The organism is Streptomyces niphimycinicus (assembly GCF_018883605.1).
GTDB classification, from domain to species: domain Bacteria; phylum Actinomycetota; class Actinomycetes; order Streptomycetales; family Streptomycetaceae; genus Streptomyces; species Streptomyces niphimycinicus.
The window spans coordinates 1-13,650 of sequence record NZ_JAHLEM010000236.1 but is presented as its reverse complement, the minus strand read 5'-3'; the positions used below and the strand labels follow the sequence as shown (position 1 = coordinate 13,650).

Below are 13,650 nucleotides of genomic sequence, written 5' to 3'. Positions count from 1 at the left end.
GCGCCCCGGCGAAACGGAGTCCGGGGCGAAGGCGCCCCACTACCCAACCGCCCCGGCGATTGAGGAACGGAGTCCGGGGCGAAGATGCCCCGCTATCCAGCCCCTCCGGCGATTGAGGAGCGGGGTCCGGGGCGGAGCCCCGGCGGGGTGTGGGGGCGCAGCCCCCGCTCGGGTAGGGGCGGGGTGGGGAAGGGGCCCGCCGCAGGCGCGTCGGGTGGAGTCAGGCCGCCGCAGGCCCGTGTTCGGCGATCGCCGCGAAGTCCTCCACCGTCAGCGATTCGCCGCGCGCCTGCGGCGAGACCCCGGCGGCCTTCAGTGCCTCCTCCGCCGCCCCCGCCGACCCGGCCCACCCCGCGAGCGCCGCCCGAAGGGTCTTACGGCGCTGGGCGAACGCCGCGTCGACGACCGCGAAGACCTGGTCCCGGGTGGCAGTGGTGCGCAGGGGCTCGTCCCGGCGTATCAGCGAGACCAGGCCGGAGTCGACATTCGGCGCGGGCCAGAAGACGTTGCGGCCGATCGCACCCGCGCGCTTGACGTGGGCGTACCAGGCGGCCTTCACGGAGGGGACGCCGTAGACCTTGGAGCCGGGTGGGGCGGCGAGCCGGTCGGCGACCTCGGCCTGGACCATGACCAGGGTCCGCTCGATGGTCGGGAAGCGCCCGAGCATATGGAGCAGCACGGGCACGGCGACGTTGTAGGGCAGGTTGGCGACCAGGGTGGTCGGGGCGGGGCCCGGCAGTTCGGTCACCCGCAGGGCGTCGCGGTGCACCAGCGCGAAGTGGTCGGCGCGGTGCGGCAGCCGGGCCTCGACGGTCGCGGGAAGGGCGGCGGCGAGAACGTCGTCGATCTCCACGGCGGTGACCCGGTCGGCGGCCTCCAGCAGCGCGAGGGTCAGCGAGCCGAGCCCGGGGCCGACCTCGACGACCACGTCCTCGGGGCGCACCCCGGCGGTCCGGACGATCCGGCGGACCGTATTGGCGTCGATGACGAAGTTCTGGCCGCGCTGCTTGGTCGGGCGTACGCCGAGCCGCGCCGCGAGGGAGCGGATGTCGGCGGGGCCGAGCAGGACATCGGGATCGGTGGAGCTCACCCGGGAAGTTTACGGCCGCTCTTCAGGGCCCCGGTTCACGGACGGACAGGGCGTCCCCGGGCTTGGGTGCCCGTCATCGGCCGGGGCACCTCCCACCGTCAGAAGGACCCTGGGCCGGGGCGAGCCCCCGCCCTAGTGGTGGAGCTTGCGCCCGCACGTCGGCCACGGCCCGGTACCGCGCTGCTGGTAGAGCTTCTTGGCGCGGTACGTCTGTTCGGCCGCGGGCGCGTCCTGGGGGCGGCCGTGGCCGCCGAGGTCGTGCCAGGTGCCCTGGTCGAGCTGGTAGAGGCCGCCGTAGCGGCCGGAGCCGTCGACCGCGTCCGCCCGGCCGCCCGATTCGCAGCGCGCCATCGCCCGCCAGTTGAGCCCGTCCGCCGGGCCGCCGACCCGGGCGGGCACGGTCATGGTGCCGACCCGCACGATCCGGGCCACCGGCGGCTTGACGATCTCGCTGCGGATCTTCCGGGGCCGCTGCCGTACGCCGTTGACGCTGCGCACCCGGTAGCTGGTGCGCAGCGTGCCCGGTTCGCCGGGCCGTTCCACGAGTTCGGTGCCCTTGGGGAGGGTGGGGTCGGCGCGGCGGACGGTGGTGAAGGGCACCGGCTCGTCGCGGACCTCCTTGCCGCCGGTGATCCGCATCACCGTCACCATCTGGCCGTCGCGCGGGAAGCTGTCCTGGGGGACGGAGGTGGTGTCCTGGCCGCGCAGGGTGAGCCCGGTGGCGGCGAGGGCCTCGCCGACGGTGGCCGCGTTCGTACGGATGGTGTGTTCGCGTCCGTCGGCGAGGAAGGTGACGGTGCGCTCGGTGCGCACGTGCAGCAGCAGGCCGCGGCTGGTGATGGCGGCGGAGCGGGAGGCGGAGAGGTACGCGCCCTCGGCACGTACGCCCAGTTGGCGCAGTGCGCCGTCAACCGTGTGGGCGGTGGTCCACACCCGGCGGCGCTCCCCGTCGAGGGTGAGGGTGACCGGTCGGCCGTAGCGGACGGCGATCTCGTCGCCGTTGGCGAGCCGCTCCCCGGGCGCGGGGGCGACGATGTCGTGCTCGCCGACGCGGACGTCCTGGTCCGCCAGCAGCTCGCCCACGTCGTCGGCGTAGGTGTGCAGGGTGCGCGCGTCGCCGTCCACGCTGAGCCGTACGGCCTTGTCCTGGGCGACGAAGGCGGAGGTGCCGCCCGCCAGCGCGGCGACCACCATCGCCTGTGGCAGCAGCCGGCGCATCGGGTCGGTCCGGCCGGTGGTGCCGCGGCGGGCGGCTCGGCGGGCGGCGGCTCGGCCGCCCGAGACGCGGTGGCTGCCCCTACGGCTCACAAGAACACTCCCGTAACACTCCACAAGTCCACTGGTCAGGGCGTTGAGTCCGGGACTGTAGCGGAGTGGGGGTGACTCTCCAAAGCGAATTCATCACGCAGTGTGATCAGTTGCGCCGGATCGCCACCGCCTCTCACTGGGCACCGCCGCGCCCTCAATAGCCGAAGACGCGCGCCGTATTGGCCGCCACGGCGGTCGCCAGAGTGTCCTCGGGGACGCCCTTGACCTCGGCCATGGCCCGCAGGGTGAGCGGAATCAGATACGGAGCGTTAGGCCGTCCGCGGTAGGGGACGGGGGTCAGGAACGGCGCGTCGGTCTCGACGAGGACGAGGTCGAGCGGGGCGACGGCGAGGGCGTCGCGCAGCGGCTGGGCGTTCTTGAAGGTGACGTTGCCCGCGAACGACATGTAGTAGCCGCGCTCGGCGCAGATCTTCGCCATGGCCGCGTCGCCGGAGTAGCAGTGGAAGACGACGGTGTCGGGCGCGCCCTCCTCGGCGAGCACCCGCAGCACATCGTCGTGGGCCTCGCGGTCGTGGATGACCAGCGCCTTGCCGTGTTCCTTGGCGATGGCGATGTGGCGGCGGAACGAGCGCTCCTGGGCGGCCATGCCCTCGGGGCCGGTGCGGAAGTAGTCGAGGCCGGTCTCGCCCACGCCCCGCACCTGGGGCAGGGCGGCGAGGGTCGCTATCTGGTCGAGGGCCACGTCCAGGGCGGCGTCGCCGCCGGGCTGCCGCGCCCAGCCGTCGCGGGCGGTCTGGGGGGCTTGCCCCCCAGAAGGGGGTGTGCCGAGGACGATGCGGGGCGCCTCATTGGGGTGCAGGGCCACGGTGGCCCAGACGCTCTCGTGGGCCGCCGCGGTCTCGGCCGCCCACCGGGACCCGGCCAGATCACATCCCACCTGGACGACGGTCGTCACGCCGACCGAGGCGGCCTTGGCCAGCGCCTCCTCGACGGTGCCCGACTGCATGTCCAGGTGGGTGTGGGAATCGGCGACCGGGACCCGCAGGGGCTCCGGCGGCGGCGGGGGCGCGTCCTTTTCCTTTTGCGCGCCACTCGCCTTGCCACTGCCGCCGGGGGTCGATGCTGTTTTCACCATGGTCGCGATTCTATGAATCCCGGTGAATGTACGGTGAATCGCGTCCGGCCGCTCAGTTGACCCGCGCCCGGCTCATGTGAACCGCTCATGTGAACGCGCTGATGTGAACCCGCTCATGTGAAACAGCTCATATGAACCGGAACCTACTCAGTCGCGGTGGTGCTGAAAGGGGTGCAGCAGATTCGCCAGATGCCAATGGTGCGCACGGCGTCGCGCGGGGCCCTCATTTTCCGGTGCGCCATCCGCCCCGGTGCCCGTCCCGGCGGCCGCCCCGTCCGCCCCGTCCGTCCCCTCCGTCGCGCCAGTGCCCGCCTCGGGGCCCCGGGCGGTGTGCGGCCTCCCGCGCCGCGCACTCTCCAGGACCGAGGAGACCTGCCCCGAGCGCATGATCCGTACCAGATGCGCACCACAGTTGACGCAGTCGGGGCTCGTCAGCGGGGACGGGACGCGCAGGCCGTCGGTGAAGTAGACGACGAAGGCCCGGCCCTCGCCGTCCACGTGGTGTTCGATGTCGTACGACCGCTCCCAGCCGTGCCCGCACTTCATGCAGGCGAAGGCGTACGCCTCGTGGGCCACCTCGCCGGGCCCGGCGGAGGGGGTGTGGGCGGCAATCGGATGAGCACCGCTCGAGGTTCCCGCTATATCGCTCATGGCAGCTCCTCTTGTCACACAGGACAAGTCTTCCGGGATGGGATCGCCCCAGGTCTTCCACACCCAGTGGACGCCTTTCCCGGCGCTGCCGCATCGGCTCTTCCCGCTCTTTGAGCGAGATTTGGCACCGGCCTTCCCAAAACCGGCACGCAGCTTCCCGGCTACTAACCTGAGCTTTGCTTTTCGCTACGGTGCTTTACCTTCTCGTGGCGCGCTTCCCGGCGCGTTCTTCGCCGCCACCACGGCATCGAACACCTGCCGTTTGGGCAGCCCGGCCTCCTGCGCCACCGCCGCGATGGCCTCCTTACGGCGCTCACCGGCCTCCTCGCGCACCGCGACCCGGCGGGCCAGCTCGGCGGGGCCCGCCTCCTCGGGGCCGGGCGCGGGGGCGCCCTCGACGACGATGGTGATCTCGCCGCGTACGCCCTCCGCCGCCCAGGCGGCCAGCTCCGCCAGCGGGCCGCGCCGCACCTCCTCGTACGTCTTGGTCAGCTCGCGGCACACCGCGGCGCGGCGGTCCGGGCCGAACACCTCGGCCATGGCCGCCAGGGTGTCGTCCAGCCGGTGCGGGGCCTCGAACCAGACCAGGGTGCGGCGCTCGTCGGCGACCTCGCGCAGCCGGCTCAGCCGCTCCCCCGCCTTGCGCGGCGGGAACCCCTCGAAGCAGAAGCGGTCCACCGGCAGCCCGGACACGGCCAGGGCGGTGAGCACCGCGGACGGGCCGGGCACGGCGGTGACGGTGATTCCGCGCTCCACGGCGGCGGCGACCAGGCGGTAGCCGGGGTCGGAGACCGACGGCATGCCCGCGTCGGTGACCAGCAGCACCCGGGCGCCCTCGGCCAGCGACTCGACCAGCTCGGGCGTGCGGGCCGACTCGTTGCCCTCGAAATAGGACACCACCCGGGCGGCCGGGCGCACATCCAGGGCCTGGGTGAGGCGGCGCAGCCGCCGGGTGTCCTCGGCGGCGATCACGTCGGCGGCCATGAGTTCGGCGGCCAGCCTCGGGGGCGCGTCCGCCGTGTCGCCGATGGGGGTCCCTGCCAGTACGAGCGTTCCAGTCACGCCCACCATCCTCGCAGCCGCCCGCGGCGGGCCCCGCGCGCCCGCCGCCCCGGGCAGCGATCCCCGGTTCGCCGCGCGAATCCCCGGTTCGGCGCCTTTGCCCACCACACTCACAGACCCCTTCCCTACGATGGCCCGGTGACCAGTGACACCGCGACCCACGCCCAGCCGGGCAAAGCCACCGGCCAGCAGCAGCCGGCCTGGCAGCGCCGGCTGCGCCGCTTCGGATACGCGGGCCAGGCCAGGCCCGGCGTACGGGAGCGGCTGGTCCCGCCGTACGCGGAGCCGGGCACCCGGCTCTGGGAGGTCTTCGGCGCGACCCCCTCGGCGGCGGCCAGAATCGCCCGCTGGAGCGGCTGGGGCGGGCCGCTGCTGGTCGCGCTGTGCGCCGGGCTGACCCGTTTCTGGCATCTGGGCAGCCCGGACAACGTCATATTCGACGAGACGTATTACGCCAAGGACGCCTGGTCGATCTGGGAGTACGGCTACGAGGGCACCTGGCCGAAAGCCGCCAACGACCGGATCCTGGAGACCCCGCAGCACATCCCGCTCAGCGACGCGGCCTCGTATGTGGTGCACCCGCCGGTGGGCAAGTGGGTGATCGGGCTCGGCGAGCAGCTCTTCGGGCTGCACCCGTTCGGCTGGCGCTTCATGGTCGCGCTGCTCGGCACGGTCTCGGTGCTGATGCTGTGCCGGATCGGGCGGCGGCTGTTCCGGTCGACGTTCCTCGGCTGTCTGGCGGGCGCGCTGATGGCCGTGGACGGGCTGCACTATGTGATGAGCCGCACGGCGCTGCTCGACCTGGTCCTGATGTTCTTCGTGCTGGCCGCCTTCGGCTGTCTGCTCGTCGACCGGGACCAGACCCGCGCCAGGCTGGCGGCGGCGCTGCCGGCCGGTGAGGACGGCACACCGCGGCCGGATCCGGCGGTCGCCCGGGGCCTGAAGCTGGGCGCGCGGCCGTGGCGGATCGCGGCCGGGGTGCTGCTGGGCCTGGCCATCGGCACCAAGTGGAACGGGCTGTATGTGCTGGCGGCCTTCGGCCTGATGGCCGTCCTGTGGGACGTGGGCGCCCGCCGTACGGCGGGCGCCCCGCGCCCCTACCTGGCGGTGCTGCGGCGCGATCTGGGCTGGGCGTTCCTCTCGCTGGTGCCTGTGGCGATCGTCACGTACATCGCCTCCTGGTCGGGCTGGTTCACCGCGAGCGGCACCTTCGACCGGAGGCGCGGCTGGCAGCACAGCGGCTACTTCCGCCACTGGGCCGAATCGGGGAAGCCGGACGGCGGCGGCTACGGCACCGGCGGCACCTTCGACTGGCTGCTCAACCCGCTGCGCAGCCTGTGGCACTACGAGACCGAGGTCTACCAGTTCCACGTCAACCTGGACTCGCCGCATATCTACCAGTCCAATCCGTGGAGCTGGATGGTGCAGTCCCGCCCGGTCTCGTACTTCTACGAGTCCCCGCGGGCCGGCCAGGAGGGCTGCCCCACCGACGCCGCCGAGAAGTGCGCCCGTGAGGTGCTGGCGCTCGGCACCCCGCTGCTGTGGTGGGCGGCCTGTTTCGCGCTGCTGTATCTGCTGTTCCGGTGGGCGCTGCGGCGCGACTGGCGGGCGGGCGCGATCCTGTGCGGGATCGCGGCGGGCTATCTGCCGTGGTTCCTCTACCAGGACCGGACGATCTTCTCCTTCTACGCCGTCGTCTTCGTGCCCTTCCTGTGTCTGGCGGTGGCGATGATGATCGGCGCGCTGCTGGGGCCACCGGGGGCGAGCGAGACCCGCCGGGTGATCGGCGCGGTCGGCTCGGGCGCGCTCGTCCTGCTGATCATCTGGAACTTCATCTACTTCTTCCCGCTCTACACCGGGCAGACGATGCCGATGGACTCCTGGCGTGCCCGCATGTGGCTGGATACCTGGATCTGATCCCGGCCCGCCGTCCCGGTCCGGCCCCCGCCCCCGCGCCCCCTACGGTGAGGGCGCGGGGGCTTCTCCTGGTGCCGGTAGAGTGCCGGGCACCGCGGCCTCCATCGACTGATGGAGGGAATCGAGAACACTGTGGGGGTTCTGTAATGCGGAGTGGCGCGAGAGCCGCGATCGTCGGTGCGGTGTTCGCCGCCATGGTCGGTGTTGCCGGTTGCGGCGGCGGCCAGGACGATTCCAGTGCGAAGGACGGTGCGAGCGCCGGCTCGGGTGACGACAAGCCGTCCCTGAAGAACGTGAAGACGGGCCCGCCCAGCGCGGCCGAGGTCAAGGCCACCGCCCGCGCGTTCCTGGCGGCCTGGTCGGCGGGCGAGACGGCGAAGGCCGCCGCCCTTACGGACGACACCGGGGCGGCCACCACGGCGCTGGGCGACTACCGCAGGAAGGCCCATGTGGCCAAGGTGGCGCTGGAGCCGGGGGCGGCGAGCGGTGCGAAGGTGCCGTTCTCGGTCAACGCCCAGATCTCCTCCGGCGGTCAGAGCGTCCCCTGGACGTATGAATCCTCGCTGACCGTCACCCGCGACACCAAGACCGGTAAGCCGGTCGTCGGCTGGAAGCCCTCCGTGGTGCAGCCCGACCTCGCCGAGGGCGACACCCTGAAGACCGGCGCGTCCGAGGCGCCGCCGATCAAGGCGGTGGACCGCGACGGCAAGGAGCTGACCGCCGCCGAGCACCCGACCCTCAAGACCGTCCTGGCCGCGCTGCGCGAGCGGTACGGCAAGAAGGCGGGCGGCAAGGCGGGCGTGGAGACCTGGATCCGGCGCGCCAAGGGCTCCAAGTCCCCCGACAAGACGCTGAAGGTGCTCTCCAAGGGCACCCCGGGCACGCTCCGCACGACGATCGACGCATCGCTCCAGAGGACCGCCGAGCAGCAGGTGAGCAAGCGCACCAAGGCGTCGGTGGTGGCGGTCAAGCCCAGCACCGGTGAGGTCCTGGCGGTGGCCAACTCCCCCGCGAGCGGCTTCAACACCGCCATGCAGGGCTCGTACGCACCCGGCTCGACGATGAAGATCATCACCTCGGCGACGCTGATCGACAAGGGTCTGGCGGCGTACGGCAAGGCCCATCCGTGCCCCAAGTACTTCAGTTACGGCGGCTGGAAGTTCCAGAACGACAAGAAGTTCGAGATCAAGAACGGCACCTTCGAGCAGAGCTTCGCCCGCTCCTGCAACACGGCCTTCATCAGCCAGGCGGGGAAGCTGAAGAACGACGACCTGACCAACGAGGCCCGGAACGTCTTCGGCATCGGGCTCAACTGGCAGACCGGCGTGCCCTCCTTCGACGGCGCGGTGCCGGTGCAGTCGGCGGCCTCCAAGGCCGCCTCGCTGATCGGCCAGGGCGGGGTGCGGATGAACCCGCTCAACATGGCGTCGGTCGCGGCCACGGCCTCCACCGGCACCTTCCGCCAGCCGTATCTGGTCTCGCCGTCGCTGGACCACCGGACGCTGGCCAAGGCGAGCAAGAGGATGAAGTCGAGCACCCATGACCAGTTGCGCAAGCTGATGCGGCTGACGGCCACCTCGGGCACCGCCGCCGAGGCGATGGCCGGGATGAGCGGCGACTTCGGCGCCAAGACCGGTTCGGCCGAGGTGGACAACCAGGAGAAGCCCAACGGCTGGTTCAGCGCGTACCGCGACGACATCGCGGCCGCCGGTGTGGTGCCCGAGGGCGGCCACGGCGGCGACACGGCGGGCCCGATGGTGGCGGCGCTGCTGCGCGCGGGCGGCTGAGCCGGAAGTTCCACCGGCGTGACGGCACGGGAGCCGGGCGGGCGCTTCGAGCGCCCGCCCGGCTTCTTCGCGTTCGGCCCGGCCGACCGGTGCCGGTGCGACCTCGGGGAAATGCCCTGGCGTGGGCGGCGGGCGCGTCGATAGCGTCGTTCCATGGTCGATCCCACCCCCACCCCTGACACCGCCGCCCACCCCCGCTTCGCCGACGCCCTGCGCGAACTCGGCCTGGACGTCGAGGTGCGCCGCTTCCCCGACGCCACCCGCACCGCCGCCGAGGCCGCCGCGGCCATCGGCTGTGAGCTGAGCCAGATCGTCAAGTCGCTGGTCTTCGAGGCGGACGGGCAGCCGGTGGTGGTGCTGATGGACGGGGCGTCACGGGTCGACGTCGAGCTCGTACGGCATGAGTTGGGCGCCGGGAGCGTCCGCCGGGCGAACGCGGCGCTGGTACGGGAGACCACCGGCTACGCCATCGGCGGGGTGCCGCCCTTCGGCCACCGCACCCGCACCCGCGTCCTCGCCGACCGCCGACTGCTGGAGCACCAGACCGTATGGGCCGCGGCGGGCACCCCCCACACCGTCTTCCCGCTCGACCCCAAGACCCTGATCGCACACGCCGACGGCACCCTGGTGGATGTGCGCGAGCGGTCCGCATGACCCCGCTCGTCGCGGCCGCCGTGCTCATCGCGGCCGTCACCCACGCGTCGTGGAACGCCATCGCGCACGGCATCCGCGATCAGCTCCTCGCCTTCACCCTGGTGGGCGGCGGCGGGGCGGTATGCGGGCTGGCGCTGCTGCCGTTCGCCCCGCTGCCCGCCGCGGACGCCTGGCCGTATCTGCTGGCCTCCGCGGCCATCCACGTGGTCTACCAACTGCTGCTCATGCGCTCGTTCCACCTGGGCGACTTCGGCCAGATGTATCCCATCGCACGTGGCACCGCGCCGCTGGTGGTGACCGTGGCCGCCGCGGTCTTCGTCGGCGAGCGGCCGGACCACTGGCAGGCGGCGGGCATCGCACTGGCCTCGGCGGGGCTGGTGGGCGTGGCGTTGTGGGGCGTCAAGGGCTCCCGCCACGGGGGCGCCAAGGGCTCCCACCACACCGACCACGGGGAAAGCGGGCCGGACGGCGGGCAGAACGGCGGGGGCGCACCGCAATGGCTCGCCCTTACGGCCGCCATCGCCACCGGTCTGTCCATCGCCGCGTACACCGTCGTGGACGGCCTGGGCGTACGCGCCTCCGGCAGCGCCCCCGGCTATATCGCCTGGCTGATGATCCTGGAGGGCTTCGCCATCCCCGCCTATGCCCTGGCGGTCCGCCGCGGCGCCCTCCTGCGCCAACTGCGCCCCGTCGCCGCACGCGGCCTGCTCGGCGGACTGCTGTCGGTCTCCGCCTACGGCCTGGTCCTCTGGGCCCAGACCCAGGCCGAACTCGCCCCGATCGCGGCGCTGCGCGAATCGTCGATCATCGTGGGCGCGGCGATCGGGACGCTGTTCTTCAAGGAGCGGTTCGGCGGACCGAGAATCGCGGCGGCGGGACTGATGGTGGCGGGCATCGGGCTGATGCTGCACGCCAGTTGATCCGCTTCGTGCCTCGGGCCGCCTCTGGTGGCGGCATCCGCGCGTGTGCGGCTACGCGTGGCCCAGCGATGCCCAGAAGCGGGTGAGCGCCCGCGCGCCGCGGACGGGGTCGTGTGTCATCCACCAGTGGCCCAGCCCATCGAGGACCTCCACCCGGGCACCGGCGCGGCGGGCGGCGCGGCAGCGCTGTTCGGTGGTTCCGGCCGCGTGGTCCTCGGTGGCGAGGAACACGAGTCCCGGCCGCCGCGCGGCGTTTTCCAGGTCCCGGCCGAGTTCGGCCATCACCGGTGGCATGGCGGAGGTGTAGAGGGCGATCACGGCCCGGCCCATCGCCTCGTTCTGCCCCTGGGCGACGCGCTCGGCCGCCGCCTCGCCCATCCCCCGCTCGATGAGCGTGGCGATCCGCTGCTCGACGGGGGCGCCGAAGCGTGCGGCCACATCGGCCTCTCCGATTCCCGGCGTCTGCCATCGCTGGGCGAGCTCATGCCAGACGTAGTCGGGTTCGAAGGCCGCGATCGTGTCGCTGGCCCAGCTCCGCACCAGGTCCGGGCGGTTCATCACCGCGTTGAGGACGTGTCCGCCGCCCCAGTCGTGGCCCACCAGGTCCACGGGCTCGGCGAAGTGTGTCAGTTCACCGATCAGCCAGTCGCGGTACTCCCCTACGGTCGCCCCGAACCCGGGCGGCAGCGGTGCGCCGAATCCGGGCGGGGACAGACAGATGAGGTCGGCCGGAGCGGCGCCGGCGGCCTTCAGTTCGGCGAGCAGGGGATCCCAGACGGCCGCCGTCTCGGGGTTGCCGTGCACGAAGACAGTGGGCATCAGACCACGCTCCCCTGGAGCGGCACGGTCGGCTGGAGCGGCACGGTCGGCTGGAGGACCGATTCCACCAGCGCCTCGGCGCGGAGATGGGACACCGCCCGGTAGTCGGGGTCACGGACCATATCGGCGAACGCCTGGCGGCTGGGGTAGCGCACCAGGAGCACCGTGTCCCATGCCTGCCCCTCCTCGGCGACCAGGGCATGACCGCCGTCCCCGAGGTACTCCACCCGCAATCCGTACCGCGCGTTGATCTCCGCGCCCAGCGCCTCGATGTAGCGCTGGTAGCTCTCGCGACCGCCGTCCGGGCGGAACCGCAGCAGGTTCAGCATCACCACGGGGCCGCCGGGGTCTTCGGCCAGGAAGACATCGAGGGCACGTTCATCCATGTCGATCATCGAAACCTCCAGTCAGGATGAGTGGCACCGTATAAACTTGTTGGACGACACGCAAGTTAGTTAGGAGTCTCGTATGCCCACCCCCCGCCGCACCCAGAAGGAGCGTCGCGACCAGGCCGAAGCCGCATTGCTGGCGGCCGCCGCCGAGCTGGTCATCGAGCAGGGAGTGCGCTCGCTGACGCTGGCGCGGGTGGGTGAGCGCGCCGGGTACAGCCGCGGAATCGTCACCCACCACTTCGGTTCGAAGCAGGCGCTCCTCGAACTCCTGGCCCGCAGCACCCAAGCCGGGTTCGTGCCGGGCCTTGCCGATCTACCCCCAGGGCTGGACCGCCTCCTGCGGCTGATCGACGGCTACATCGGCGAACTCGGCCAGGTGGGCGCCGCCCATCACGCGTTCCTGCTGCTGTGGGCCGAGGCGCCCACCATGCCCGAACTGGCACCGATCTTCCGCGGGCGGGACCAGTCGTTCAGGGCCGATCTGCGCGACGACGTGGCGGCCGGAATCGCCGAAGGCACCATCCGCCACGACCTCGCGCCCGAGGAGGTCGCGGTGGCGATCGTCGGACAGCTCCGAGGAATCGGGCTGCAACGACTTCTCGACCCGGGCGCCGTCGACACCGAACGCCTGCGGCGGTCGGTCACCGACCAGTGGCGCCGGGCGCTGGCCACACCACCGGCGCGCCAGCCATGAGCGGGCGGCACGCACCCGAACTCCGTTGACCTTGCTCTTCGTTGATCCTGCGCCGACGCCCCTGGGTAGGACAGAATTGGAGAGACCGTCGTCACAAGGGGGATTTGGTGCGGATCGACGTAGCGGTGGACGGTGGGGAGGCGGAGCTGCGATCGCTCCTCGACTGGCTGAGACGGGATCCGGCCGCGCGCCGCGGCGCCCATGTGGAGCTGGTCCAGGCCGAGCCGTCACCGGGGCAGATGGGCGCGCTCACCGATGTGCTGCAACTGGTCACCGAGAACGCCTGGAGCGCCGCCTCCTTCGCGCTGGCGCTGTCCACCTGGCGGCAGACGCGTCCGCACGCCCGGCGGATCACCGTGCGCCGTGGTGACCTTACGGTCGACATCGCCGGTGGCGACGGCGAGGAGCTGCGGCGCCTGATCGACGCGCTGGAGCGCCCGGCCGCCCCCGATCCGGACCCGGATCCGGACCGTCAGGCCGACGGAGGAGGGCGGTAGCCGTGGCCGTTCTGCCCGACCCGGCCGCCACCCGCGCGGTGCTCATCGGCACCAGCCGCTACGCCCACCTGGAGCCGATCCCGGCGGTGGCCAACAACCTGAGCGCGCTGGCCGCGGCCCTGTGCGCACCGGGTTCCTGGGGGCTGGCGCCCGAGCACTGCACGGTCGTCGAGAACCCCGCCACCGCGGTCGAGGTCCTCGAGGCCGTCCGGACCGCGGCCGAGGAGGCCACGGACACCCTGCTGGTGTACTTCGCCGGACACGGACTCGTGGAACCGCGCCGCGGCGAGCTGTTCCTGGGGCTCACCGGGTCCATACAGCACCGCTCCTACACCGGACTGCCGTACGGCACGCTGCGCGATGTCGTGCTCGACGGGCGGGCCGGGCGCCAGGTGATGCTGCTCGACTGCTGCTTCAGCGGACGCGTGCTCGGCTTCATGAGCGCGGCGAGCGCCGAGGCGGTGATCGACCAGGTGGAGATCGAGGGCACCTATCTGCTGGCCTCCGTCCCCGACACCAGCTTCGCGCTCGCCCCGCCCGGCGAGCACCATACGGCCTTCACCGGGGAGCTGCTGCGGCTGCTGCGGCAAGGGGTGCCGGGCGGGCCGGAGTTGCTGGACCTGGACACGGTCTACGCGCAGGTGTACGCGGCGCTGCGGGCCAAGGGGCGGCCGCTGCCGCAGAAGCGCGACCGCAATACGGCGGGCGGGCTCGCCCTGGCCCGCAACGCCGCCTGGGCACCGCCCGGCTTCGGCCCGCCGCC

General features: G+C 72.4%; 14 protein-coding genes. 7 read left to right on the top strand and 7 right to left on the bottom strand.

The window, feature by feature from the left end:
* Positions 1–220: 220 nt before the first annotated feature.
* From rsmA to rsmI, 5 genes are all read right to left on the bottom strand, one after another.
* Positions 221–1,090 (bottom strand): 16S rRNA (adenine(1518)-N(6)/adenine(1519)-N(6))-dimethyltransferase RsmA, encoded by an 870-nt coding sequence (rsmA, locus tag KN815_RS21655; protein WP_216343601.1) that lies wholly within the window; start codon positions 1,088–1,090, stop codon positions 221–223.
* Between the two features lie 132 nt (positions 1,091–1,222).
* The gene (locus KN815_RS21650; RefSeq protein WP_253209151.1) at positions 1,223–2,422 is read right to left on the bottom strand and encodes a resuscitation-promoting factor; all 1,200 of its coding nucleotides are present in this window, start codon (positions 2,420–2,422) and stop codon (positions 1,223–1,225) included.
* Positions 2,423–2,552: 130 nt separating this feature from the next.
* The gene (locus KN815_RS21645) at positions 2,553–3,494 is read right to left on the bottom strand and encodes a TatD family hydrolase (RefSeq protein ID WP_216343600.1); all 942 of its coding nucleotides are present in this window, start codon (positions 3,492–3,494) and stop codon (positions 2,553–2,555) included.
* A 147-nt stretch (positions 3,495–3,641) separates the two neighbouring features.
* A complete protein-coding gene (locus KN815_RS21640) occupies positions 3,642–4,145 on the bottom strand; it encodes a hypothetical protein (protein WP_216343599.1) in 504 nt (167 codons plus the stop codon).
* A 186-nt stretch (positions 4,146–4,331) separates the two neighbouring features.
* Positions 4,332–5,207, bottom strand: a complete 876-nt coding sequence (gene rsmI, locus KN815_RS21635; protein ID WP_216343598.1) for a 16S rRNA (cytidine(1402)-2'-O)-methyltransferase — start codon at positions 5,205–5,207, stop codon at positions 4,332–4,334.
* 138 nt (positions 5,208–5,345) lie between these two features.
* On the opposite strand from rsmI, the gene KN815_RS21630 reads away from it, so the two are divergent.
* From KN815_RS21630 to KN815_RS21615, 4 genes are all read left to right on the top strand, one after another.
* Positions 5,346–7,124: a dolichyl-phosphate-mannose--protein mannosyltransferase gene (locus KN815_RS21630; protein ID WP_216343597.1), complete on the top strand. Its 1,779-nt coding sequence runs from the start codon at positions 5,346–5,348 to the stop codon at positions 7,122–7,124.
* Between the two features lie 146 nt (positions 7,125–7,270).
* Positions 7,271–8,911 carry a penicillin-binding transpeptidase domain-containing protein gene (locus KN815_RS21625; RefSeq protein ID WP_216343596.1) on the top strand — a complete coding sequence of 547 codons (1,641 nt, stop codon included), beginning with the start codon at positions 7,271–7,273 and terminating at the stop codon, positions 8,909–8,911.
* Positions 8,912–9,064: 153 nt separating this feature from the next.
* On the top strand, positions 9,065–9,565 hold the full coding sequence (locus KN815_RS21620) for a YbaK/EbsC family protein (protein ID WP_216343595.1): 501 nt from the start codon (positions 9,065–9,067) through the stop codon (positions 9,563–9,565).
* The gene (locus KN815_RS21615; protein ID WP_216343594.1) at positions 9,562–10,485 is read left to right on the top strand and encodes an EamA family transporter; all 924 of its coding nucleotides are present in this window, start codon (positions 9,562–9,564) and stop codon (positions 10,483–10,485) included. Before KN815_RS21620 ends, KN815_RS21615 begins: the two co-directional genes overlap by 4 nt.
* Before the next feature lie 51 nt (positions 10,486–10,536).
* Here KN815_RS21615 and KN815_RS21610 read toward each other — a convergent pair whose 3' ends face one another.
* Together KN815_RS21610 and KN815_RS21605 are read right to left on the bottom strand one after the other, a co-directional pair.
* Positions 10,537–11,304, bottom strand: coding sequence for an alpha/beta fold hydrolase (locus KN815_RS21610; protein ID WP_216343593.1), 768 nt, complete (start codon positions 11,302–11,304; stop codon positions 10,537–10,539).
* Complete coding sequence (locus tag KN815_RS21605; protein WP_253209150.1) at positions 11,304–11,690, bottom strand: DUF1330 domain-containing protein; 387 nt, start codon at positions 11,688–11,690, stop codon at positions 11,304–11,306. The genes KN815_RS21610 and KN815_RS21605 overlap by 1 nt, the downstream gene beginning before the upstream one ends.
* Positions 11,691–11,772: 82 nt before the next feature.
* Between KN815_RS21605 and KN815_RS21600 the strand changes: the two genes are divergently transcribed.
* The 3 genes from KN815_RS21600 to KN815_RS21590 form a co-directional block, all read left to right on the top strand.
* A complete protein-coding gene (locus KN815_RS21600) occupies positions 11,773–12,390 on the top strand; it encodes a TetR/AcrR family transcriptional regulator (protein ID WP_216343591.1) in 618 nt (205 codons plus the stop codon).
* Positions 12,391–12,497: 107 nt separating this feature from the next.
* Complete coding sequence (locus KN815_RS21595; protein WP_216343590.1) at positions 12,498–12,887, top strand: effector-associated constant component EACC1; 390 nt, start codon at positions 12,498–12,500, stop codon at positions 12,885–12,887.
* A 2-nt stretch (positions 12,888–12,889) separates the two neighbouring features.
* Positions 12,890–13,650 (top strand): caspase, EACC1-associated type (locus tag KN815_RS21590; protein WP_216343589.1); only part of this gene is annotated, 761 nt, incomplete at its 3' end.